Source organism: Jeongeupia naejangsanensis (assembly GCF_016865585.1).
GTDB lineage: Bacteria > Pseudomonadota > Gammaproteobacteria > Burkholderiales > Chitinibacteraceae > Jeongeupia > Jeongeupia naejangsanensis.
Genome location: NZ_JAESND010000007.1, coordinates 111,824 through 135,627 on the forward strand (window position 1 = coordinate 111,824; position 23,804 = coordinate 135,627).

The 23,804-nt window shown below is 63.3% G+C and carries 22 protein-coding genes and 1 pseudogene; 9 read left to right on the forward strand and 14 right to left on the reverse strand.

The window, feature by feature from the left end:
• Nucleotides 1-56 precede the first annotated feature (56 nt).
• On the reverse strand, nucleotides 57-980 hold the full coding sequence (locus JMJ54_RS13880; RefSeq protein ID WP_203539155.1) for a TraB/GumN family protein: 924 nt from the start codon (nucleotides 978-980) through the stop codon (nucleotides 57-59).
• 97 nt (nucleotides 981-1,077) lie between these two features.
• Complete coding sequence (locus tag JMJ54_RS13885) at nucleotides 1,078-1,605, reverse strand: hypothetical protein (protein ID WP_203539156.1); 528 nt, start codon at nucleotides 1,603-1,605, stop codon at nucleotides 1,078-1,080.
• A 214-nt stretch (nucleotides 1,606-1,819) separates the two neighbouring features.
• Between JMJ54_RS13885 and dagR the strand changes: the two genes are divergently transcribed.
• The 7 genes from dagR to dagF all read left to right on the forward strand — a co-directional run bounded on the left by dagR (nucleotide 1,820) and on the right by dagF (nucleotide 9,451).
• Nucleotides 1,820-4,633, forward strand: a complete 2,814-nt coding sequence (gene dagR / locus JMJ54_RS13890; protein WP_203539157.1) for a transcriptional regulator DagR — start codon at nucleotides 1,820-1,822, stop codon at nucleotides 4,631-4,633.
• 375 nt (nucleotides 4,634-5,008) lie between these two features.
• Complete coding sequence (locus JMJ54_RS13895; protein WP_203539158.1) at nucleotides 5,009-5,416, forward strand: PTS sugar transporter subunit IIA; 408 nt, start codon at nucleotides 5,009-5,011, stop codon at nucleotides 5,414-5,416.
• Nucleotides 5,417-5,446: 30 nt separating this feature from the next.
• Nucleotides 5,447-5,932, forward strand: a complete 486-nt coding sequence (locus JMJ54_RS13900; protein ID WP_203539159.1) for a PTS sugar transporter subunit IIB — start codon at nucleotides 5,447-5,449, stop codon at nucleotides 5,930-5,932.
• 25 nt (nucleotides 5,933-5,957) lie between these two features.
• On the forward strand, nucleotides 5,958-6,704 hold the full coding sequence (locus JMJ54_RS13905) for a PTS mannose/fructose/sorbose/N-acetylgalactosamine transporter subunit IIC (protein ID WP_070527780.1): 747 nt from the start codon (nucleotides 5,958-5,960) through the stop codon (nucleotides 6,702-6,704).
• A 2-nt stretch (nucleotides 6,705-6,706) separates the two neighbouring features.
• Complete coding sequence (locus JMJ54_RS13910; RefSeq protein ID WP_189462114.1) at nucleotides 6,707-7,561, forward strand: PTS system mannose/fructose/sorbose family transporter subunit IID; 855 nt, start codon at nucleotides 6,707-6,709, stop codon at nucleotides 7,559-7,561.
• A gap of 10 nt (nucleotides 7,562-7,571) precedes the next feature.
• A complete protein-coding gene (dgaE, locus tag JMJ54_RS13915; RefSeq protein WP_239000100.1) occupies nucleotides 7,572-8,705 on the forward strand; it encodes a D-glucosaminate-6-phosphate ammonia lyase in 1,134 nt (377 codons plus the stop codon).
• Nucleotides 8,702-9,451, forward strand: a complete 750-nt coding sequence (gene dagF / locus JMJ54_RS13920; RefSeq protein ID WP_203539160.1) for a 2-dehydro-3-deoxy-phosphogluconate aldolase — start codon at nucleotides 8,702-8,704, stop codon at nucleotides 9,449-9,451. The genes dgaE and dagF overlap by 4 nt, the downstream gene beginning before the upstream one ends.
• Before the next feature lie 70 nt (nucleotides 9,452-9,521).
• On the opposite strand, the gene JMJ54_RS13925 is transcribed toward dagF, so the two are convergent.
• From JMJ54_RS13925 to JMJ54_RS13950, 6 genes are all read right to left on the reverse strand, one after another.
• Nucleotides 9,522-10,751 carry a dicarboxylate/amino acid:cation symporter gene (locus JMJ54_RS13925; protein WP_203539161.1) on the reverse strand — a complete coding sequence of 410 codons (1,230 nt, stop codon included), beginning with the start codon at nucleotides 10,749-10,751 and terminating at the stop codon, nucleotides 9,522-9,524.
• Nucleotides 10,752-11,138: 387 nt separating this feature from the next.
• Entirely contained in the window at nucleotides 11,139-11,927 is a 789-nt protein-coding gene (locus JMJ54_RS13930; RefSeq protein WP_203539162.1) for a class I SAM-dependent methyltransferase, read from the reverse strand.
• Between the two features lie 138 nt (nucleotides 11,928-12,065).
• Nucleotides 12,066-12,482: a GFA family protein gene (locus JMJ54_RS13935; RefSeq protein WP_203539163.1), complete on the reverse strand. Its 417-nt coding sequence runs from the start codon at nucleotides 12,480-12,482 to the stop codon at nucleotides 12,066-12,068.
• A gap of 6 nt (nucleotides 12,483-12,488) precedes the next feature.
• The gene (locus JMJ54_RS13940; RefSeq protein WP_203539164.1) at nucleotides 12,489-14,057 is read right to left on the reverse strand and encodes an erythromycin esterase family protein; all 1,569 of its coding nucleotides are present in this window, start codon (nucleotides 14,055-14,057) and stop codon (nucleotides 12,489-12,491) included.
• Nucleotides 14,058-14,281: 224 nt separating this feature from the next.
• Entirely contained in the window at nucleotides 14,282-14,683 is a 402-nt protein-coding gene (locus JMJ54_RS13945) for a GFA family protein (RefSeq protein WP_203539165.1), read from the reverse strand.
• A gap of 37 nt (nucleotides 14,684-14,720) precedes the next feature.
• Nucleotides 14,721-15,161 carry a hypothetical protein gene (locus tag JMJ54_RS13950; protein WP_203539166.1) on the reverse strand — a complete coding sequence of 147 codons (441 nt, stop codon included), beginning with the start codon at nucleotides 15,159-15,161 and terminating at the stop codon, nucleotides 14,721-14,723.
• 304 nt (nucleotides 15,162-15,465) lie between these two features.
• Between JMJ54_RS13950 and JMJ54_RS13955 the strand changes: the two genes are divergently transcribed.
• The gene (locus JMJ54_RS13955; protein WP_203539167.1) at nucleotides 15,466-16,917 is read left to right on the forward strand and encodes an MAC/perforin domain-containing protein; all 1,452 of its coding nucleotides are present in this window, start codon (nucleotides 15,466-15,468) and stop codon (nucleotides 16,915-16,917) included.
• A 188-nt stretch (nucleotides 16,918-17,105) separates the two neighbouring features.
• Here the strand turns inward: JMJ54_RS13955 and JMJ54_RS13960 are convergent, their stop codons facing one another.
• The 4 genes and pseudogenes from JMJ54_RS13960 to JMJ54_RS13970 form a co-directional block, all read right to left on the reverse strand.
• Entirely contained in the window at nucleotides 17,106-18,113 is a 1,008-nt protein-coding gene (locus JMJ54_RS13960; protein ID WP_203539168.1) for a glycoside hydrolase family 18 protein, read from the reverse strand.
• Between the two features lie 34 nt (nucleotides 18,114-18,147).
• Nucleotides 18,148-18,279 (reverse strand): annotated as a pseudogene (locus JMJ54_RS19265) (hypothetical protein); the annotation flags it as partial.
• 518 nt (nucleotides 18,280-18,797) lie between these two features.
• Nucleotides 18,798-19,169, reverse strand: coding sequence for a hypothetical protein (locus JMJ54_RS13965; protein ID WP_203539169.1), 372 nt, complete (start codon nucleotides 19,167-19,169; stop codon nucleotides 18,798-18,800).
• 406 nt (nucleotides 19,170-19,575) lie between these two features.
• Nucleotides 19,576-20,649: a linear amide C-N hydrolase gene (locus tag JMJ54_RS13970; RefSeq protein WP_203539170.1), complete on the reverse strand. Its 1,074-nt coding sequence runs from the start codon at nucleotides 20,647-20,649 to the stop codon at nucleotides 19,576-19,578.
• A gap of 586 nt (nucleotides 20,650-21,235) precedes the next feature.
• Here JMJ54_RS13970 and JMJ54_RS13975 point away from each other — a divergent pair.
• A complete protein-coding gene (locus JMJ54_RS13975) occupies nucleotides 21,236-21,634 on the forward strand; it encodes a RidA family protein (RefSeq protein ID WP_203539171.1) in 399 nt (132 codons plus the stop codon).
• A 219-nt stretch (nucleotides 21,635-21,853) separates the two neighbouring features.
• Here JMJ54_RS13975 and JMJ54_RS13980 read toward each other — a convergent pair whose 3' ends face one another.
• On the reverse strand, nucleotides 21,854-23,056 hold the full coding sequence (locus tag JMJ54_RS13980) for an ammonium transporter (protein ID WP_308438006.1): 1,203 nt from the start codon (nucleotides 23,054-23,056) through the stop codon (nucleotides 21,854-21,856).
• A gap of 412 nt (nucleotides 23,057-23,468) precedes the next feature.
• Nucleotides 23,469-23,777, reverse strand: coding sequence for a putative quinol monooxygenase (locus tag JMJ54_RS13985; protein ID WP_203539172.1), 309 nt, complete (start codon nucleotides 23,775-23,777; stop codon nucleotides 23,469-23,471).
• Nucleotides 23,778-23,804 lie beyond the last annotated feature (27 nt).

The window sequence follows — 23,804 nt, forward strand, 5'->3', positions numbered from 1 at the left end:
CAAAACGCGGAAAGCCGGCGAGCCGGCTTTCCAGAGTGATTTGCTGACAGAGACTACTACTTGCGCTTGCGATCGTCGATTGGCGTCAACGTGTAGCCCTGCTTTTTCAGCTGGGCGACAAGGCCGGTCTTGCCCGGCAGATGCAGTGCGCCGACGGCGATGAAGCTGCCGCCCTTGGCCAGTTGCGCCTGCATGCGTTCGTTCATCCGGTCGTTGCGGTCGTCGATCAGCGTCTTCTGCTTCCAGTCGTTGAAATAGGCCTGATCGGCGGCAGGCAGGGTCACTTCGTCCTTGTCGGCGAAGCGGACGATGCCTTCGACATCGCGCTGGACGTACATCGCGATCAGCTTCTTGTAGTAGGCATCGAGGTCGGGCTGCTGGTCGATCAGCGCGTACAGCAGCGTCTTCTGCTTGTCGGCCGGAATCGTTTCGAACACCGAGGCCTGTTCGGAGATCGTTTCAAGGCCGGTGTATTCCTTGCCGCCTTCGATCGCCATCTTCGCCAGCATCAGGTCGAGCGGCAGGTCACCGGCTTTCTTTTTCGGCACCATCAGCAGCATCGCGGCAGCCCACGGCCGCATGCGCTTGGCGGCGACCTCCGGGTAGTCGCGCGCGGCGAGTTCGGGCAGCAGCTTCTGGTAGTGCTTGCTGTCGATCTGGTTGGCGAGCAGTTCGCCTTCGGGCATCAGCACGCGCTTGGCGAAATCCATCATGCCGTTGAAGTCGATGCGGACTTCGGTGGTGACCGTGTCGGCGTCGTCGAAGGCTTTCTGCACCTGCGGCGACAGCTTCGTGACCTTCGGATCGCTGACGTGGGCGGTGCCGAACAGCCAGGACGGCTTCTGGACGCCCGATTTCTCGATCTTCCACAACACGGCGCGCGGAAAGGTATCACCCTTGGCGGCGGCCAGCGCCGGCAGCGGGGCCAGCAGCGTGGCGGTACAGAGTGCAGCTATGAGCGGGCGAAGGCGGGCAAACATCCGGCGGGTCTCCAGTTTTGTACGGGCGCGTGCCCTTGGTCGACCGCCAGTATAAACATGCTCGGCCCGCGGCTGAAACGCCGCCTTGCCGGCGTGGTCATTCCAGCCCGGTCAGTACCTTCACGGCCTGGACGAACTCGTCGGCGTACGGGCCGGCCTTGCGCGATTCGCGCAGTGCCATGTTCCAGCGGGCGATGGCGTTGCGCAGTGCCGGCGTATCCGAGACGGCCTCGATCTCGCTGATCAGCCCGCGCCCCATCAGGCCGAGGAAGGCCTGGGTGCTTTCGGTCATCAGCTCCTTGGCCTTGACGATGCGGATCGGGTCCAGCGCCTCCACCGGGCGGGGTTGCTGCGTCGCAGCCGGTCTGGCCGGTGCCGGCGGAGCGGGGGCGGCAGTGGGCTCCGGGGTGGGTTGGTCATCGTCGCTGGCGATGCACCCGGCGTGGCCGAGCTCGGCCAGCAACGGCGCCAGTTCTGCATGGCCAAGGACAGCGGCGATGTCGGCCAGCGAGCGCTGCCCGTCGATCAGGATCAGCAGCCGCCGCGCTCTGGCCGTCAGACCGAGATTGCGGGAGTCGATTTCGGCCTGGCCTAGCGCGGTCTTGCGGTACACGAGGGTCGACATGCGAATGTGTCCCGGACAGTGGAGCCGGCGAGCGTAGCAGCGGCGTGTTTCAATCCTGCGACGCCGTACCGGTCTAACCCCAATGGCAGCGTGCCCGTCCGCCGTGCTACCTATGACTCTTGAACAAGCGGCCGTCGTGCTTGCTGTTGGCCGCGATCAAGGTTGATGGATGCGCATGCGTGCATCATCGCAAGCAGACTCAGCGGATGGTGATATGGCGTTACGCAGAAAGGACACGATTTACCTGGAGCTCGAGCGTTTGACGCGCCAGCTCAAGGCCTCGGCATTGCGTGCCGGTGGCGGCATCGATGCCGAAACCATCGGCTACAACCTCGGCATCGCGCGCAATTCGGTCAGCAAGGACCTGACCGAGCTGTGCAGCGAGGGCAGGGTCATCAAGATCAAGAGCAGGCCGGTCCTCTTCCTGCACCGTGCCGCCTCGGCCGAGTTGCTCGGCTGCGACCTCGATCCGGCGCGGAACGAGGTGCGCGAGCTGGCGGAGCTGCTGGGCGCCGCTGACGAAGTCGTCGAAGCGGACCCGTTTACCGCGCTGATCGGTCACGACCAGAGCCTCAGGCAGGCGGTCGAGAAAGGCAAGGCGGCGGTGCTGTACCCGCCCAACGGGCTGAACGTGATGCTCACCGGCCCGTCGGGCGTCGGCAAAACCTATTTCGCCGAGCTGATGCACGGTTTCAGCGACTACGCGCGCGATACCGCCGTGCCTTTCGTGTACTTCAACTGTTCCGAGTACTTCAACAATCCGGAGCTGCTGACGTCGCACCTGTTCGGCCACCAGCAGGGCGCGTTCACCGGCGCAGGCGCGGCCAAGGACGGGCTGGTTGCGCGGGCCGAAGGCGGTTTCCTGTTTCTCGACGAAGTCCACCGGCTGCCGTTCGAAGGCCAGGAAAAGCTGTTTTCCATCCTCGACAAGGGCGTGTACCGCCGGCTCGGCGCCAGCGACAAGGAAATCAGCAGCAATGTCCGGCTGATCTGCGCGACGACCGAGAACATCAAGTCGACCCTGCTGCGCACCTTCCTGCGCCGCATCCAGGTGGTGATCGACCTGCCGGCGCTGTCGGCGCGCTCGTTCGACGAGCGTCTGGAAATGATCGTACGCTTTTTCCACGCCGAAAGCCGCAAGACCGGACTGACGCTCAAGGTAGCCAAGCCGCTGCTCGGCGAGCTGCTGTGCCGCGAGTACGAAGGCAATATCGGCGAACTGAAGAGCGACATCCAGTTCATCTGTGCCCAGGCCTACGCCAACCAGTTCGGCAATCGCAGCACGGTGCTGAGCGTCGACGAAGCGCAGCTCGACGGCAAGGCCGCGCACTACGACATCCGCACGCGGCTGACGCTGGACGAGCTGGTCGGTGGCGACTGGCTGTCGATCGCGCCGAGCGACGTGAAAAAGCTCGAGCGCACCGCGCTGATGCCGGCCGAGCGCAAGGATGCCGATCTCTTCTACGCTTTTCTGGCCGACGAATACACGCAGCTGCAGCACAGCAACATCCCGGCCAACGAGATCAGCCTGATCCTGCGCAAGAAGCTGCAGACGGTGTTCGAGCACAAGATCCACCACGCCGCGGCCGAGCCGCTGCCGACGCTCGACGGCGTCTACGGCCTGCAGCTCGAACAGAAGATCAAGCTGCTGACGAGCTTCATCGACGGACTGACCGGCTACAAGATGAGCGACACCGTCGCCGGCCATTTGCGCAACCACCTGATCACGCTGCTGGCCTATGTGAAGAAGGGCAAGGTGCCGGGGCTGTATTCGGCCAACCTGATTCCGGATGCGGCCAAGGCCGAGTACGAGAACGCGCGGCTGGTGTGCAAGAAGATCGAGGACACCTTCCTGATCGCCTGCCCGTCGGCCGAGCTGATCTTCATGTGCCTGCTGCTGGCCGAGCTGAAATCGCAGCGCCACGCGCACCGGCTGCAGCAGGATTGCGGCGTGATCCTGATCTCGCACGGCGACAGCACCGCGAGCAGCATGGCCGGTTACGTGAACCGGCTGATCGGCCGCGAACTGGTCACCGCCATCAACATGCCGTTCGAGCAGTCCGTGCACGACACGCTGGCGCTGTTCCTCAAGGAAGTGGCGCGCTACCAGTACAAGAAGCTGATCCTCGCGGTCGACCTCGGCTCGCTGGTGCACTTCGGCGCCGTGGTGCGCAAGATGTTCAAGGTCGAAACGCTGCTGATCCGCAACGTGACGATGCTGCGCCTGCTCGAGGTGGCGATGAACCTGTCGTACGAGACGACCGAGCTCAAGGCGCTGGGCGAACTGCTCGAATCGCAGGGCTTCGAATACGACCTGTACGACGCGTCCGGCGCCGACGAGGTGCGCGTGGTCGTCGTTTCCTGCGTCACCGGGCTCGGCACCTCGGTGAAGATCCGCAAGATGATCGAGGACGTGTTCGAGGACATGATCACCGACCGCGTGCGGCTGGTCACGCTCGACTACGCCGAGATCGAACAGCTCGACCGGCTGAGCCTGCACATCGGCGAAAACGAGCGGCTGGCCGGCATCATCGGCTCCTTCCTGCCCAAGCTGCAGGACGTGCCCTTCCTGTCGCTCGAAGAGCTGTTCTCCGAGCACGGCGCCGAACTGGTGATGGACATGCTCGACGTGGACATGGCGCCGGACGAGCGCGAGCTGATGCTCGAAAAGGTGTCGATGAAGTTCATTTCGACGGTGACGATCGAAAGCATCATCAAGCAGATTTCGGTGCTGAACCCGCATCGCGTGCTGCAGGAAATCGAGGGCGTCTTTCACCGCATCTGCGGCGAGCTCGACATCAAGCCGTCCCGGAAAGTGACACTGCGCTTCATGATCCACTGCTGCTGCATGGTCGAACGCATCGTCATCGAGCGCAAACCGTTACAGATGACGCTGCCACCCGGCGCCATCGTCAACGATGCGGCATTTGCCGTCATCAAGGCCGCATTCGCACCGATCGAGACCGCCTACAACATCCGGCTCTCGGATACCGAGCACTTCTACATCTACGAACTGCTGTTCCGCTAGGCCGGGCGCCATCCGGCCGGCATGGCCGCATGGCCGGACGCACCGTCCGCGATCCGGCCGCGCCGGCGGCTGACCCTGTCCCGCGCCGTCGCCGCGGGCGTCCACACCGATCGGCGTACGCCGGGGGCACGACACTAGGCCTGCATTTGCCCCTGTCGGCCCGTCTGCATCTGTCATGTTTCACGGCGCATCTGGCATCGAAGCGGTGTTTTCCGGTACCGGATGCATCCGTTTTGTTTGCAGGTGACTGATTTTGCTGGATTTTAATTGTCATCCCGAACGGGGTGACAGTAGCTGGCACGCATCTTGCCCTTATCGGGTCAGGGCGGCGCAACGATGCATCCGCGCTGCAACGAACCGATAAGGAGACCCGCAATGACCCAACCCGTATCCGAAATCCTCACGCTCACCCACGGTGGCTGGGGCGCAAACCTGATCGACTGCCTGAAGATGGTCGCCGGCGAAATCCACGGCGTATCCGATCTGGCACTGATGCCGGTCGACACCATGGGCGAGTTCTACGAGAAGGTGAAAGCCCGGGTCGAGGCGATGCCGGCCGGCTCGCTGATCATCGCCGACTTCACCGGCGGCTCGACCTCGAACGTCGCCGCGCGCCTCTCCGCCGATTTCGACATCGGCGTGATCACCGGCCTCAACGCCACGCTGATGCTTGCCGCGCTCGATATGCGCGACGAAGGCCGGCTGGCCGATCAGGTCGACGACCTCGTCGACGTCGGCCGCAACAGTTTCAAGAACATCGTCAAAAGCCTGCAGCAACGCTGAACCACTCATTCAATTCCAGGGAGAACCATCATGGCCAAAATCGTCCTTTGCCGTATCGACAGCCGCCTGATCCACGGTCAGGTCGTCACCAAGTGGGTCGGCCAGTCTCAGGCCAACCGCATCGCCGTGGTCAGCGACGAGCTCGACGCCGATCCGTTCATGAAGAACATCTTCATGATGGCCGCGCCGCCCAACATCAAGGTCGACTGTTTCGGCGTCGCCGGCTTCTGCCAGCAATGGCGCGAGGACCAGCTCGGTGCCGGCAACGTGCTGGTGCTGTTCCCGAATCTGGCGTCGGTGCGCCAGGCCGTGATCGACGGCTTCGACATCGCGCAGATCCAGGTCGGCGGTCTCGGCGGCGGCCCGGGCCGCAAGGTGGTGTTCCAGAACATCACGCTCGACGATGCCGACGAGACGGTGCTGCGCGACCTGCAGGAACGCGGCGTCGACGTGTACTTCCAGACGATCCCGGAAGACAAGCCGCAGAAGCTGGCCGACATCCTCAAGCGCCTGTAACCCACCCTGAACGAGGAGCCTCGTCATGAGTACCCTGATGCTCGCGACCCTGATGGGTCTGTACTACTGGTTCGCCCGCCTGCGGCTGGGTTACACCTTCTCCGGCATGCTGGTGCAGCCGATCGTGATCGCCGTGTTCGTCGGCCTGATCACCGGCGACATGCAGACGGCGATGATCGTCGGTGCCGGCATCCAGCTGGTCTACCTCGGCGTGACGTCGACGCCGGGTGGCAACGTGCCGTCCGACCCGGCGCTGGCGGCGTGCATCGCGCTGCCGATCGCGGTGAAGACCGGCATGGACGCCAATCTGGCGATCGCGCTGGCGATTCCGTTCGGCGTGATCGGCGTCTTCGTCGACCAGCTGCGCCGGACGATCAACGCCGCGTGGGTCCACATGGCCGACAAGCACGCCGAGACCTGCAACACCGCCGGCATCATGCGCTGCGCCTTCCTGTGGCCGGCACTGATGGGCTTCGTGATCCGCTTCCCGGTGGTGTTCGCAGCCAACTACTTCGGCCAGTCCGTGGTCGAGCAGTTCCTCGCCTTCATGCCGCGCTGGCTGACCCACTCGTTCGAGATCATGGGCGGCATCCTGCCGGCGCTGGGCTTCGCGATCACCATCATGGTGATCGGCAAGAAGACGCTGATTCCCTACTTCGTCGCCGGCTTCTTCGCCGTGCTCTACCTGAAGGTCGACATCATGGCAGTGGCCATCTTCGGCACCTGCATCGCCTTCCTGATCCGCAGTTTTGGCAAGAACGAGGAAGCATGATCATGAACGCTACCGTTACCGACAAAGCCGTCTCGGACGTCCAGCACGGTCCGCTGCTGACCAAGGCCGACATCACCAAGTCCTGGCTGATCTACTACATGGGCGCCGAAGTCTCGAATTCGTACGAGCGTCTGCAAAGCCTGATCTTCTGCGCGTCGATGACGCCGGTGCTGAAGAAGCTCTATCCGAACAAGGAAGAGCAGGCCGAAGCGCTGAAACGCCATCTGAACTTCTTCAATACCGAAGGCGTGATGGGCGGGATCATCCAGGGCGTGGCGATCGCGATGGAAGAGCAGAAGACCCGCGGCGAGCCGATCACCGATTCGTCGATCATCGGCATCAAGACCGGGCTGATGGGCGCGCTGGCCGGCGTCGGCGATTCGATCATCTGGGCGGCGCTGATGCCGCTGCTGATCGCGCTGTTCATCCCGTTCGCCGCCAAGGGCAGCGCCATGGGCGGGATTGCGCCGCTGGTGCTGTACACCGGCATCACCATCGGCATCAGCTACGCGCTGTGCCACAAGGGCTACAAGCTCGGCCGCGAATCCATCGTCACGCTGTTGCAGGGCGGCAAGATCAAGGAACTGATCTACGGCGCCAACGTGCTCGGCCTGATCATGATGGGCGCGCTCGCCGCCAGCTACGTCAAGCTCTCGACGCCGCTGAAGTTCAGCTTCCTGCAGGGCTCGGAAGTGGTGGTGCAGCAGGTGCTCGACTCGATCGTGCCGGGGCTGCTGCCGCTGGCCGCGGTGTTCGCGATCTACCTGTACATGCTCAAGAAAGGCCCGCGCTACACGGTGATCCTGCTGTCGGTCGTGGCCTTCAGCCTGGTCTGCTCGATCACCGGCATTCTCTAAGGGGATCATGATGAACATTTACGAGCGCATCGGCCTGAAGCGGGTGATCAACGCCTGCGGCAAGATGACCATCCTCGGTGTCTCGGCCGTCGACAGGACGGTGATGGACGAAGTCGCCGAGGCCGCATCGAACTATGTCGAGATCGACACGCTGATCGACCGCGTCGGCGAGCTGATCTCGACGCATACCGGCGCCGAAGACAGCTGCGTCACCTCGAGCGCATCGGCCGGGATCGCGATCTCGGTCGCCGCGGTGATCTCGAAGGGCGATCCGAATCTGGTCGAGCGCTTGCCCGACAGTTCGGGCCTGGCCAACGAGGTGATCCTGCTCAAGGGCCACAGCGTCAACTACGGCGCGCCGGTGACGACGATGGTCCGCCTCGGCGGCGGCGTGCCGGTCGAAGTCGGCCAGGCCAACGAGTCGGAAGCCTTCCATGTGGCGTCGGCGATTACCGGGCGCACTGCGGCCATCCTGTACGTGAAGTCGCACCACGCGGTGCAGAAGGGCATGGTGCCGCTGGCGGAGATGATCCGCATCGCCCACGAACACGGGCTGCCGCTGATCATCGATGCCGCCGCCGAGGAAGACCTGAAGAAGTACGTCGCCGCCGGCGCCGATCTGGTGATCTACAGCGGCGCCAAGGCGATCGACGCGCCGACCTCGGGCTTCATCACCGGCCGCAAGGCGCTGATCGCCGCGTGCAAGGCGCAGTACCACGGCATCGGCCGGCCGATGAAGATCGGCAAGGAATGCATGCTGGGTCTGGTCAAGGCGCTGGACCGCTACGCGGTGCACAAGCACGACGGCCGCGCCGACATTCCGGCGCTCGAAGCGGCGATTGCCGAGATCAACGGCATCCGCGGCCTGTCGGCCGAACTGGAGCAGGACGAAGCCGGCCGCGAGATCTACCGTGCCCGCGTCCGTGTCCATGCCGACGTGCTCGGCGTCGACGCGGCGGCGATCGAAGCGCAGCTGCGCGGCGGCAGTCCGGCCATCTACACCCGCAAGTACTACCTCAACGCCGGCGTGTTCAGCATCGACCCGCGACCGCTGCAGGGCGACGACCTTGCCGTCATCGTCGCGCGGCTGCGGCAGCTGGCCGGCGCGTGCTTGCAGGAGAACACCGCGAAGGAGAATGCATGATGCAGCAAGCCATTTCGTTCTATCACGATCGCGTCGCGATCAACGTGCTGGCGCGCGACCTCGACAACGCCGCCGCCGCGTTCGAAGCCGCCGAAGGGCATGCGGCCATCGGTCTGCTGTCGGCGCGTTTCGACACGGTCGAGGAAGGCGTCGTCGCCGCAAGGCAGTGGCAGGACCGGGTCTGCGTGTCGGTCGGCCTCGGCGCCGGCGATCCGACCCAGTTCTACAAGGCGGCGATGATCGCCGCGGCAACCGCGCCGGGCCACGTCAACCAGACCTTCAGCGGTGCCGGCTTCGCCGCCGGTGCGCTGGCGGCGCGCGGTGTCGCCAATACCCGCATCAACGCGCTGATCCGCCCGACCGGCACGCCGGGCAAGGTGATCGTCTCGACCGGCGTTGCCGGCAGCGGTGCCGAAGTCCCGGCGCTGGTCGATACCGACACCGCCGTGCTGATGATCCGGGATCAGGGCGCGCACGCGGCCAAGTTCTTCCCGATGGGCGGGCTGAAATCGCTGGCCGAGCTGGAAGTGCTGGCGAAAAGCTGCGCGCGCCACGGGCTGGAAATGATCGAACCGACCGGCGGGATCGACCTCGCCAACTTCGGCGAGATCCTGCAGGTCTGCCTCGACGCCGGCGTGCCGAGGGTCATGCCGCACGTCTACAGCTCGATCATCGACAAGGAAAGCGGCAACACCCGGCCCGCCGACGTAGCCGAGCTGTTGCAGATGGTGAAGCAACGGGTGTGATACCCCCCACGACCCGTGATTGACGCCGCCGGCCTTGCCGGCGGCTTTTTTTTTGCGCGCTGGGGACGCCTTACTCGGTCGCCTCGGCGTTGTAGGTGTTGCGGTCGAGGTCGCCCTCGCTGCGTGCAACGATGACCGCTGCCAGCGTATCGCCCGAGACATTGGTCGCGGTGTTCATCATGTCGATGATGCGGTCGACCGCGGCGATGACGGCGATGATCTCCAGCGGCAAGCCGACCGACGACAGCACCAGGCTCATCACGATCAGCGCGGTGCCCGGCACGCCGGCCGCGCCGATGGCCGCCAGCGTCGTCGTCAGGATCACCATCACCATCTGGCTGATGCTCAGGTGCACGCCGTAGGCGTTGGCGGCAAAGATGGCGACGGCGCCGAGGTAGGTCGACAGTCCGTTCATGTTCACCGTGGCGCCGAGCGGGAGCACGAAGGACGCGATCGAATTCTTCACGCCGAGCTGGTGTTCGGCGGTTTCGATATTGAGCGGAATCGTCGCGCTCGACGAACCGGTCGAATACGCGAACAGCTGCACCGGCAGCATCTTGCGGATGAAGCGCAGCGGGTTCAGGCCGGCGACGCGCAGGATCAGCGAGTACACGCCGAACAGCATGATCAGGCAGGCCAGATAGATGGTGCCGACCAGCGAGGCCAGCTCGCCAAGCACTGCAAAACCGTTGTCGGCGGTGACATAGGCCATCAGCGCGAACACGCCGATCGGCGCGAACGACAGCACCAGCAGGATCAGCTTGAACACCACCTCGTTGAGCGAGGTGAAAAAGCGCGCGACCGGCTCGCCGGCTTCACCGGCCAGATTGATCGACAGCCCGAAGAAGATCGAGAACACGATGACCGGCAACACGTCGCCATTGGCGAGCGAATAGAACACGTTGGACGGGAAGATCGACACGATGGTCTCGGTGAACGACACGCTCTTGCCGGCGACCGGTGGCGCGCCGGCGATCAGGTGGTTGAGCCCGGTGCCGATGCCGAACAGCGTGGCCAGCCCCATGCCGAGCGCTGCGGCGAAGGCCATGGTCAGTGCGAAGACCAGCAGGGTCTTGGCGGCGATGCGGCCCATTTTCGAGAGGTCGTGCAGCGACAGGATGCCGCACACCAGCGAGACGAAAATCACCGGCTGCACCGTCATGCGGATCAGCGACATGAAAATGTCGCCCAGCGGCTTGAGCATTTTGGCGTAGTCGCCGAAAAGCAGGCCGGCGCCGACGCCCAGTGTCAGCGCGATCAGGATTTTCTGCCACATCGGCATATGTTTGAGCTTGGACATGCGTCCTCCAGAATGTCGTTTGTCTTGTCGATTTTGCCGGCCGCAGCCTAGTGACAAAGCGGGGAGGACGCATTGAGGGAAACCGGCAACATTGTTGCAAATTGCAACATGTTCGGCGAAAGTCAACCGACGGATTGCCGCTGTTGGCCGGTAATCCGTCACGGTGAAGCGGGCCGCGGAAATATTTACGCCCGATGGGCGGGCGGCGCGGTCTCGGCCAATGGACTGACGTCGAAGAAGCGCGCCCGTGATCGTGAATCACGGCGCGCCGACCGGCGTCCGGCGATTACGTGGACGAAACCGCCGTTGCCGTCGTTGCAGAGGGTGACGCTGCGGGAGCGATTCCCCGCAACCGGTACTGGATGCCGCCGCTGCCGGCGGTGCCTCTCATGCAGGCCGGATGGCGCGCGTTGCCAGAAAGGTCGGCATGTACTGGTCGAGCAGGAAGCGCGGTCGCGGCTGGGTGTCTTCGTAGAAACCGGTGATCGCCAGGCCGGCATCGGTCTGGCCGGCGATCAGGTCGGTCAGGCTGTGGCCGAAGACCAGAGCCTCGCCGTTCTGCCGCTTGGCGTCGAGCGCTTCGGCATCCAGATCGGCGACGTCGGAATAGGGCAGGTTGTAGCGAGGTTTGACCACGCCCTGTGCCAGCCATGCCGGATCGCGGTCACCGACAAACACCACCGGGTTGTAGAAGCTGGCGAGCAGGGCACCGCCGGGCGCGAGCACGCGATGGCATTCGCGCCAGACCGGACGGACGTCGGGCACGTACAGGTTGGAAATCGGGTGGACGATCAGATCGAACGACGCATCGGCCAGCGCCGACAGGTCACGCATGTCGCCCTGCACGGTGGTGAGCTGCAGCCCGTCGCGTTCGGCGACGAAGCGGTCCTGCGCCAGCTGTTCGTCCGACAGGTCGAACACCGTGACCTCGGCCCCCGCGGCGGCCAGCACCGGCGCCTGCTGGCCGCCGGCCGCGGCAAGGCACAGCACGCGCCGACCGCGGACATCGCCGAGCCAGTCGGCCGGCAGCGGGCGCGGCGTGATGTGGATCTGCCATTGGCCGGCCTGCGCGGCGGCGATGACATCGCTGCCGACGGGAAGCGACCACTCGCATTGCTGCCTGGCCTGCCGGTTCCAGGCGGCGCGATTGTGGCTGCCGATTTCGAAGGGGGACATGGCGGCTCCGGTGTGCGTGGGCAAGCGGGCATCATAACCCCGCTGCTCCGCTTGCCGAACACCGGGCCGGCGGGCCGCTGTCGGTCTGGTGCAAGTGCTACGTATCGCGCGATATGCCTTGGTGCCGGACTGCCAGCTTCAGCCAAATTCGTGGTGCTGCGGCAGGTCGTCGGTGATCGTGAACCACGGTGCTTTCGAGCCGACGAACAGATGTGCCGACGGGCGTATGCCCGGCGTGTCGACCAGCGTGCCGAGCGTCACGTGCACGAAGGCGCCCTCGCGTACCAGCGAATAGAGCAGCGAGCCGCAACGGCCGCAGCGCACGTCGTGTGCAAGCGCTTCGCCATAGATCAGCAGTTCGTCTTCTCCCTGCGTGATGTTCAGCTTTTCGCGCTCGATGCCGGCAAACGCTTTGAATGCCGAACCGGTTGCGCGCCGGCATTGGGCGCAGTGGCAGTTGAGCGCATAGACGAATTCGTCGGCCACGGTGTAACGCACCGCGCCGCAGAGGCACTGGCCATTCAGGGAGAGGGGGGAGTGCGGGGTGGTGTGCATGGATGGTCAGTCGGTCTGGGTCTGGGTTTTGTGGAAAACGAGGTAGTCGAAGTCCCGGGACGGAAGCACCGTTTCAAACTGCCGCTCTTGCACGGTTGCATTGCTGTCAGCGGGAATGTTGCGCATCGCCATCGGATGGCTGAACCATCCGCGGGCTGGTTCCGGCAAGTCCGATAGCGGCAAGAGATACCCGGATTGCAGCGGCGAGCGATCAAGATAGCTTTCCAGTGTTTCTGGTGGCGGCGCAGCAGTCCGGTAGGTATTGACGCGATAGCCGCTCCCATATTCGATTGCGCTGAACTTGCCCCGTCCAAATGACCCGGCAATAGCAATGTAGCGTTTGCCGTATTTTTCGGACAGATGATTCCCGAGCCGGTTTCCGAGATAGCCCGTGTCCGATTTGCTGATATGAGCGTTATGGCACAACACCAACAGTATTTCCCGAGGGGGAAGCTTGCGTTCCAGACTTGTTACGACCTCCGCCATTGCCTTGTCGCGCAGGCTATACGACTCGGGAAATGGCTTGCGGTAGTCCGCTAGCATGCGGGTACGGGCATTTGTCGCGAGCCAGGCGTATTCGTATTCGACAGGGCTCGTTGCCTTGATCCAGTCGGTTTCGTTGGTGCTGAAGCTTGCCAGTAATGCGTTACCCTGAGCGACCGGCCCATCAAGCGCCTGTGCGTCTCCTGCGTTCCCTTTACCTTGCAGCAGCCGCACCGCCATGGAAGCCCATTGCGGGTCGAACAGTTTTTCGAATGCCTCTTTATCGGCGGGGCTGACTTTTGCAATGAACTGAAGCAACTGCTCGTTGTTGCCACTTGTTCGAGGGTCGATACCGACGAGCCGGACTTTGTTTTTTGTGCCCGTATTGTATTCCCGAAGTCCGTCGAAAAACGCCATGACGCCATCGGCCTGCCAGAGTGGGAACTGCAGTGCGGCTCTTGCTTTGCGCCGACCGACATCATCACCTTGGATGTAGCCGTTCATGGGTGACAGCTCATCATGCGGCAGCTCGATTGCGATTGAATGCAGTCGGCCTGTTCTTGCAAGCGCCAATGTCAAGGCGAGACGATCCTGCCAGAATTCTGTGCCGCCATGGCTGGGTTCGCCGAGGCCGACAATTCGTGTCGTGGCGAGCTGTTCAGTGGCAAGGTGTTGCCACGTTTCGCGGGTGAGTGGTTGCGCGGCATTGCTCAGCCATTTTTCGAAGTCGACCATTCGGGCCCGATGCTCGGCCGGGCCCTTTTGCTCGGTTATTTTCAGCATAAATGGCGTTGTTTCGGACGTGCTCCAATTCTGGACCGAAACGCCATACATGCCTGCATCTGGGGCAATGAACCGGCGGGTATAGGAATTCGTACCGTAGATCGATGTCGTATAATCGGCAAGACGGGTACCGTCCGGTGTTTTGGCAACCACATCCATGACCCAGCCCGGCGCAGCCAGATCGAGCTGCACCAGTTCACCGGCTTGAAGCGGTAACGTAAAAACGGCAATGCTTTTGGGTTCCAGTCGGCCACTTGTTCCCTCTGAAGGAAGCGGTTCGGCTGCGTGGACTAGGGTGATGGCCAACATACTTGTCCATATCGAATGTATTTTTAGCTGCATTGCCATTCAGTCCGCTTTGAAATTAAAACTTGATATGCATCGAAAACACCGAGGGCAGTTTCCATGGTAATGGCAACTGAGTGCGACAGGGTTTGTGTTTTTTATTGTTTTGACTTTTGCAAATTGGAAATTGAAGATTACATTCAATGATGCCCATCGTAGCCAATATCGACTCAGGGCGTTGATACGGATTACCGATGCCCGGGTTCCCATTCGGCGTGGCTCTTTATATCGGCCTCGTACTCCAGCCAGGGGACGGCATGGGAGGCCCAGATCCGGTGCGACGGCCGCTGGCCGGGGTCGTCGTCCAGAGTGGCGATCCGCAGGACCAGGTGCGCCTTGCTTTCCTTTTGTGCGACCAGATGGCTGCCGCAATGGCCGCAGAAGTAGCGTTTCTTGCCCGGCGACGATTCGTAGTGTTTCAGCAGCTCGACGCCCTTGAGCCAGCGGAAATGCGCGTGCAGGACGCCGGCGGTGGTGTTGAAGGCCGCCGCGTGCGCCTTGCGGCAGGTATGGCAGGCGCAATGGCCGATTCCGGTGTCGAGCCGGTCCACTTCGTATTCGATGGACTTGCAAAGGCAACTGCCGCGCATGGGGCGACTCCTGAGGGGATGAGTGGAAGAGGGCCCGCTAGGCGCGCGGCGGATCCTTGTCGTCGGCTTGTGCCGGTTTGTCCTGCTCGGCCAGGCGTTGCGCGCAGCGCGTGCGGGCCTGAACTTCAAAATGGTTGGACCAGTACGGATGACGACCCCGGCACAGCTGGATCAGGCTGGACGCCGGATAAGCCAGCAGGAACACCACGCCCCAGCGCTCGTACTGTCTCACGTGTTCCAGCTCATGCGTGCGGAGTTGCGCGAGTGTCGCCTTGCTGCCGCCGAGCACCACATGGCCGAAGGTGATCGCCCCGAGCCGGCGCCGCATGTATTCGGTGCCCGGTACGGCCACTTCCAGCACCCCGTGGCGGATCTGCGCCTTGCCGCCGAGGAGCAGGGCGGGCATCGCCAGCAGCAAGCCCAAAGCCGAACAGGGCGCGGCCCAGAGATAACGGAGCACATCAGCAAGCAGGCGCATTGCGTTCACTCGCGGATGGCGCTGGCACCGGGGCCACGCCGTGATGACGCCGGTACGCACGCGGGTTTCACCGCCAGTCCCTGCTGTTCGTCGGTTTGCGCTGGCGCCAGGCATGCGTCCGGCACCCCGCTATCCATTGCACGACAACGCCTGCGGCACGTTTGGCGACGCATCAGAATATAAATCACGAGAAAGATTTCAATAATTGTATTGCATGAGTTTATTTCTTGTTCATAAGCTTTTCCTTGCTTATGCAGAAAGCATAAGTCGATTGCACATCAATTTCACTTTCAAGGAAATCGTCATGCAGAACGTCGACTTGCCGAAGGCCCGCGTCAACTTCTCCGCCAACCACTCCCTGCAGCTGCTGCGGTTGCAGGCGGGTCTGGACGAAGCGGTGCTCCCCGGCGTAGAGGCCATCGGGCTTGGCTACAACCCGTTCCTGGGGTACGCGACCGTGAACAGTGGGACCGTCCAGCTGTTCGACTGGGCGAACACGAAAATGAAAAAAGTGTCGTTCAACCCCGGTTTTGTCGTGCCCGAAATCGTCGATGTGCAGCAGAACGACAGTGCAAGCTACACCAACGTCACAGGCAGCACGATCGCCGAATACCAGAAAAACCTTGCAACCAGCGTGGCCATCGAAGGCAGGTACAACTTCTTCAGCGGCTCGCTTTCCACCGACTACGAAGAGAATTCGCTGCGCAACGCCGAGAGCGAGTTCTCCCGCATCCAGCAGTCGATCAACCTCTGGTCGTTGCGACTGCCATCGGTGAAAGCGCTGCGTGATCTGATGCTGCCGTACCTGCGTGCGCAGCTCGACCAGCTGGACGTGAAGAACCCGGGGGCAATCAGCAGGTACTTCGACACCGTGGGCAGCCATTTCCTGACCGGGATCGTGATGGGCGGGCGCGCGGTACTGGCGTCGTCGACGAACAAGCTGAAGGTCAAGCGCGATTACTCGGTTTCGGTGGTGGCCAAAGCCAGCTACGAAGGACTGACCGGCCAGCTGAGCGCGGAAGCCAAGGCCAAGTACGGCGAATCCATCAGCAGCTTCACCCAGTACTCGAATACCCACCAGGAGGTCCTGGGTGGCGACGGCACCAAGGCGCAGGCCGTGTTCAGCGGCAAGGAAGGCTATCAGGCGTGGGTCGACAGCGTCGGCACGTCACCGGATTTCGTCGATTTCGTCCCGACGATTCCGATGCTGGAAATCTGGAGCCTGTGCGAGACCGACGAGCAAGCCAATGCAATGAAACTGCATTACGAACAGGTGTGGGCGCCTGCGCAGTCGGCCAAGTACCAGCTCAAGCCGAACTATATCGACCAGCTGGTGGTGATCTCTGGCGGCAATTCGTCCATCGAGCCGCCAGCCGGCTACTCGAAGATCCCGTACGACCTCAATACCGGTGCCGGCGGCGATTTCATCTACCTGTGCTATCACGAGCAGGCGTGGGACGCGGGCAATCCGAGGAAGGCGGTGACGGCGATCAAGATCATCTACAACCGCGAGCCGACGCCGGACGGCTACATCAAGCTGCCGCAGGACCTGAACAAGGGCGCTGGCGGTGACGACGTGTATCTCTGCTACAAGCCCGACGACTACAACATCAGCAGTGCGATCAACAAGGTCTCCGTCATTGGCGGCAACAATGCCGACATCAATGCTCCTTATGGCTATGAAAAAATCCCGGGCGACCTGAACAAGGGGGCGGGCGGTGAATTCATCTACGTCTGCACGTTTGTAAGCAAGTAAAACCGGACCCGCGAGCATGAGGCCCCGCTCCCTTTGGGGGCGGGGCTTTGCTTGAGGCGACTCCGTACGATGACTCCCTTTTCCCCGTCTCGTGACGGGGTTTTTTGTTTGTCGCAACCGGGGCCCGTCGCGGGTAGCCCGGTTGATGCCGCGGGAGTCCGGCCCGGCTTGCGCCGGGCCGGACAGGCTTACTGGCCGAGGTTGGTCAGGAAGCGGTTGGTGAACGCCAGATTGGCGCTGCCGTTGGTGCCGGCAATGTCACGGTCGAACGACCAGTGGTGCACGCCGGCCAGGCCGTTCTGCTTCACGAAGGCCGACACGACATCCGCATCGGCCAGGGTGAAGGTTTCACCGCCGACGTCATTGGCGGCGATCATCGGCGTCACTTCGATCTGGCTGTACGGCAGCTTGTAGAAGTTGTGCAGGTCCATTGCCGCCTGGATGGCCGACTGGCCCATCTGGCACTGGCCGCCACTGACCACGCAGATCCCGTTGGACGGCGGGTTGCCGTAGTCCATGGTCATCAGGTTGATCGTGTAGTTGGTCAGGCCCTGGCTCTGGATCGCGTTCATCACGACCTTGCCGGTATCGCCGAGCGGATTCGGCGAATTCGCACCCATGTCGGTGGCCACGGTGGCCCCGGCCGGGCTGGTCGCCAGCGTGGCGAGGGTGAAGCTGAAGCGCAGCTGCGGGTAGGTCTTCTGCGCCACGATCACCCGTTTGACCAGCTCGATGATCTGCGCCTGGCTCTGACCGGCTTCGATGTCGAAGTCGATCCCGATCATGTTGGCCGAGTAGTAGTTGTTGATGAACTTGGTGAAGCCGGCGTCGCTGCCGCAGGTGAACGCGCCGGCTGCACCGCCGGTCGACACCACGTACTTCTTGCCGGCGTTGACGAACATCGGGATGTTGGTCGCGGCAAAGGTCGCCGGCAGCATGCCGGCGAGGTTTTCACCGACCGGCGATGGCGACGAGGAGCCGCATTCGCCGGTGACGAAGGCCCAGGTCAGCGTCGACAGGTTGGCCGGCATGGCGCTGGTGACGTCCACGACGGTGCCGTTGGCATTGCGGCTGCGCATGCCGTCGGTATTCCAGTCGGTGTTGACGGTGACGTCCTTGTACGGACTGTCGATGAACTTCGGCGCCGTGCCGCTCGGCGTCGGAGCCGACGCCGACGCCGACACCGACGCCGACATAGGCGGTGTGGGTCACCAGCGCCTGATAGTCGTTACCGCTGTAGGACACGTAAGTGCCCGCGGTATAGGTCTGGCCTTCCTGCCAGACCGGGTACGCCGCGAATGCGTACGACGCTGCGATTGCGACAGGCAGAACGGCCCACGCCATCTTCTTGGTGTGCATCATTTCGAAACATCTCCACTCAGGTTTTTATGGCCAATCGTTTCCGTCTGCCTGCTGGCAGCGTCACCCGGAGCGGAATCGGAAAAGCCGTCCCGAAGCGAGATTGACCTTCGTTGCTTTCAACACCGGAGCACGGTGCCCCGCCATTAACCTGAAGTGGCTTGTAGTGCGTCAATGACCGCCGGCAGGAGACAAGCCGTGTCAACCAAATGCAGCGTTGCTTTGGTGTCTGCCCCTTGCGGGGCCCGAGTTGGGAAGCCGCGTCTTTTCCCGCGTTGCGGGCAGTGCCTCCGTTCCGGCAGATCCGGTCAGCGGCTGGCAGACGCGGGCGGCGACCGCCCATCCCGGACGGGTGGCAGGCCGGATGGGCGTCCTTGGGCGTTTGCGCAACAAGGCATCAACAGACCGGCGTGCGGCCTGATTGCCTTGAGATCGGCGGGCGTTCGGTTCGTTTGGTGAAGCCGGTCAGCCCGCCCGGGCACCGGTTGCCGGGTCGCCAGCAGTGGACTGCCCGGACTTGTCTAACCGCAAAGATTGCTGCCGAGTCGTTCGCCATCGAACCAGTTGAACACGCATGTCGTCGGCGGGCCGAGCGGCGCCTGTTGCGGATCAACGCCCGAAAGCTGCTGTACCTGAGCCCTGAACCAGCAGTGGAATTCTTCCGACGCATTGGCGTAGCACGCTGCCGCCGCTGCCGGATCGTCGACCATGCTGATCGCGATCACCCACGGGCCGTTCCCGGTCTCCTGCAGGTGCCAGGATTCGTGCGATACCCCGTAATGACGGAAGAACTGCTCGGCTTCCTGTTTGCGTTCACCGGCGAGCGCGGCGATGAACGCATTCATCGCTTCGACGGGCTGGAGCAGCGGAAAGGCGCGGACGACGATCGGCATGGGACCTCCTCGCAAGGGCTGGCGGGTACTGGACATCTTCCCAATCTAGCGGCTGCCGGGTGGCCATACGTCGCGTGATGCCGCCGGTGCGCGCACACCGGGGCCGCACAGACCGCGAACCTTGGTCAAGTTCGTTGAACGCTTCGGGATCGTCGGTGATTTTGGGTCATGGCGCTGTCGGTCCGGCGAACAGATACGCCGACGGGCGGATGCCCTGCGTGATCACCCGCTGTCGCGCACGATCTTCGTGGCGTACGGCGACCGAGGCAGCCATGCGAAGGGATAACGGACCGCCAGCGTCGAGCGCGCCGTCGCCCCTGTCGCCCCCGTCAGCCCTGCGGTACCGGATTGTGCGCGCGAGGCCGTGAGCGTGTGGTGCGGCGCTGTTACAAGGTCCGCTTCCGGTTCAGGTGCTCAGACCGAGGAAGCGGAACGGCTTGGCCGGTTTGAAACGGGCGGTTGCATCGCCGGCGTACGTGTGGTCCTGATCCTTGCCGAGGTCGAGTTTCAGTACCGGTGCGCCGGCCGACAGGTCGAGGCGCTTGAGGTCGACCCAGAAAGTGTTCGGCGTCAGCGCCGATTCGAAGAAGTACAGCTTGCGCTGGTGATCGACGACGGTGCGCCAGCGGGTGGACGAGATGTTCGGCTCGCCCGGCGTGCTGATGCCGTACGGCACCGAGACGTTGCGGATCACGCTGAAAACGCTGGCCACCGCGCGGTTGGGGTTGTCGTCCTTGGGAATCGCGTTGACGTAGAACGCTGCACGGGCAAAGCGGTCCGATGCGCGGTTGGTACCGGGCAGCATCACTGTGCCGCCGATCTGCTGCCAGTAGCTGTTGAGGGCGAGCTGCTGGTCGAACGTCGGCGAATTGGTCATGACCTGATACTGCCGGCCATGGTGGATGACCTGCTTGCCGCCGATGTATTCGATGATGGCGCTGTCTCCGTCGGCATCGGACAGCGACAGGTGCAGCGTGGTCAGGCGCTCCTCGCCGGGCACGTTGTCGGTGACGATGGTGAAGGGCTGCTTCTCCAGCGCGGCGACGGCTTCGGCCACGGTGGCGAAGTTGTCGAGCGCGTACTGCGCCCACAGTGCGATCGACAGGCCCGGTTTGCCCTTGCCGTCGTATTCGGGGTACTGCGATTCGGCCAGCCACAGCACATTGGCGACGAGCCCGGCTTCGTTGAGGCCGTCGGTGGTCGAGACGTCGTAGCCGGTGGCGATGACGCTGCCGTACTTCGAGGTCCAGCGCAGCGAATTCGGCCCGGCCTCGCCGGTCCGTGGCGTCCCGCGCGGCATGACCCACAGGTTGGTGGCCACGTCGCTCTTCCAGTCCATCGAGCGGGCGGTCACGACCTGACCGTGCGCGCCGAAGTAGACCAGCCGGGTGCAGGCGTCCGCCTCCTGCAGGGGCAGCAGCATCAGGCTGCTTGCGAGTACGCTTGCCAGCGCGGCACGGGGAAAACGGACGGCAATCATGAGCGGACCTCTTCAGACGGATGAGAGGCCTACCAGTATGCGACTGACCGGGCGATCAGGTCAGTTGCAGTCAGACAACCAGCTTCAAGTTGGTCATCGTGCTGTCGGTGCGTCAAGCCACCGCGTTCAGGGCTTGTGCGGTGTTATCAGCAGGCGGGTGAATTGTTGCCGGGTGAAAATTGACCGGACCCGCCTACTGCGGCCCGGTGAGCAGCGGCATCCCTAAAGGGGGCTTCCCGGTGGATACAGCGCCTGCGCGTCATCATCGGCCGGGTCACCCGCCCGGATGCCATGGGAATGCAGTACTGCGAATTCACGAGGTGCAATCGGGCGGGCGAATGCCCTGCAGCAAGGCGGTGTTCCCTGCGCTTCCCCATTGGCGCCGATCGATCGGCCGGTTGCGGCGTGGCGCCGGGCGTCGACGTGGCGCAAGGGGTTGCCGCTTTGGGAGGTGCTTCCGGTCCGGAGGGGCTTGGCGCGAGATTGCGCCGGTGAACTCTCGCGCAGCGGCCGGGTCTGCCGGTGGGGCGCAGCCGGGGGCCGTCCTCCATCGCTGCTGCGCCGACACACAGACCAGGAATCGATCATGACCAAAACCGTCCTCAATCCAGATAGCGTATTCAACACGCGGCAATACGGCTTCAGTCAGGCTGCCATTGTCAGTGGGCAGCGCCGGATGCTGCTGTCCGGACAGGTCGGCGTTGACGCCTGCGAGCGAACCGTCGGGCCCGGATTGCGGGAGCAGACCGAGGCGGCGTTCGACAATATCGAGCGCGTGCTGGCCGCCGCGGGCGCCGGGCTGGAACAGGTGGTGATGCTGCGGATCTACATCTGCGAAGCCGCGAGGGAGGAACAGGACGTGATCGTGGCGGCATTGCGGCAGCGCTTCCCGAACGATCCGCCGCCGTCGTCGTGGATCATCGTCAGCGGGCTGTCCTTGCCCGAATGGCTGATCGAAATCGAGGCGGAAGCCGTGCTCGACTAGCCGGTTGTCGCGTGCGGTCTTCGCGTCGCGTATTCATGGACATCGGCGCGACCGCCGCAATCATCCTGTCCCGCAGTCATTTCGCGTTGGCGCCCGGCCGGCGCATGACGATGCGGGTGGTCGGGTCGACGCGGCTGAACCGGATGGCCGGACACCGGGCGCCGCGCCTGTGTCGTGGGCAGCCCGCATGCCCGCGCCGGCCATACCCTTGTGACCGGCTTACCAGCTCGATTCGCGCTCCGGCGTTGCGGTGATCTTGTGGATCGACAGGTCGGCGCCGTTGAATTCCTCCTCGTCCGACAGCCGCAGGCCGACGGTTTTCTTCAGCACGCCGTAGACGACGAAGCCGCCGGCGAAGGCGATCGTGCAGCCCATCAGCGTGCCGACCAGCTGGGCGAGGAAGCTGACGCCGCCGGCGCCGCCGAGCGCTTCCAGACCGAAGAGGCCCGCTGCGATGCCGCCCCACGCGCCGCAGATGCCGTGCAGCGGCCAGACGCCGAGCACGTCGTCGATCTTCCAGCGGTTCTGTACCACCGTGAACAGCCAGACGAAGCCGGCACCGGCGACACCGCCGACGACCAGTGCGCCGAGCGGGTGCATCACGTCGGAGCCGGCGCAGACGGCGACGAGGCCGGCGAGCGGGCCGTTGTGGATGAAGCCGGGGTCGTTCTTGCCGGCCCACATCGCGGTCAGCGTGCCGCCGACCATGGCCATCAGCGAATTCATCGCGACGAGGCCGGAGATGCCGGCGATCTTTTGCGCGCTCATCACGTTGAAGCCGAACCAGCCCACGATGAGGATCCACGCACCGAGTGCGAGAAAGGGAATGCTCGACGGCGGGTGCGCGGCCACGCCGCCATCCTTGTTGTAGCGGCCGCGGCGCGCGCCGAGCAGCAGCACCGCTGCGAGGGCGATCCAGCCGCCGACGGCGTGGACGACGACCGAGCCGGCGAAGTCGTGGAAGGTCGCGCCAAAGGTGGTCTTGAACCAGTCCTGCACGCCGAAGTTGTTGTTCCACATCATCCCCTCGAAGAAGGGGTAGACGAAGCCGACCAGCAGAAAGGTCGCCGCCGATTGCGGGTGGAACTTGGCGCGCTCGGCAATGCCGCCGGAGACGATGGCCGGGATCGCCGCGGCGAAGGTCAAGAGGAAGAAAAAGCGAACCAGTTCGTAGCCGCTGTTGCTGGCAATCTCGTGCACCGGACCGAAGAAGTGCGTGCCGTACGCGATGCCGTAGCCGATGAAAAAATAGGCGATGGCCGAGACGCCGAAGTCGGTGAGGATCTTCACCAGTGCGTTGACCTGGTTTTTCTTGCGGACGGTGCCGAGCTCGAGGAAGGCGAAGCCGGCGTGCATCGCCAGAATCATGATCGCCCCGAGCAGGATGAACAGCACGTCGGTGCTGGTTTGAAATTGGCTCACTGCGTGCTCCCGGATGTTTTGGATTGGCGCATCGATCTTCAGACGCCTTGTGCACGTGCACCGAAAGCAAGCGGTGTGCCGATATGATTAATGGTCTGATTATTATGAATATTTGTTCGTATTTGTCGCGGATGGCCGGGCTGACTCGCCCCTTGATGGTGCGTTGGTGCGGGCGAGGTCTTGATGGGTGCACATTAACAGTGCCTGGTGGCTGAAATGGTGCGTGCACGGAACAGGCCTCTGGTACGGACCCCGCCGGCACGCGCGAGGTCCGTTCCTGAAGCCCATTTCGAAGGTTGCCGGCTTTGAAAATGAAGTGACAGCACCCGAATTGAGTCGTGCCGCGAACGACGAGGCTTGGGGCTCGGGCCTGAAACCGATGCCGCAAAGCGGCGTCGGCTTGAGCGAATGATCAGGCTTCTTTGGACCAGACCGGCGTCAGCGCCGTCACTTGCGGCGGGCCAGACAGCAGCGGCTCCACTTCTTCCAGATAAGCCGCATAACTGTCCGTTTTCAGGAAGGCAGCGGACGCCTCTGCACTTGCGTATTGCTGAAAGGCGTGGATTGAATCCGGGTCGGCATTGTCAAAACAATAGAAGTATGCGGTATGACCCGGATTGGCCGAAATGGCTGGGGCCATGTGTTTTTCCCATACTTTCCGGACCTCCTCCCGTTTTCCCGGGAGTGTTTTGTGCTTGATGATGAGTGCAAAAGAAGTCATTAGAACTCCATCTGTCGTGATGCTGGA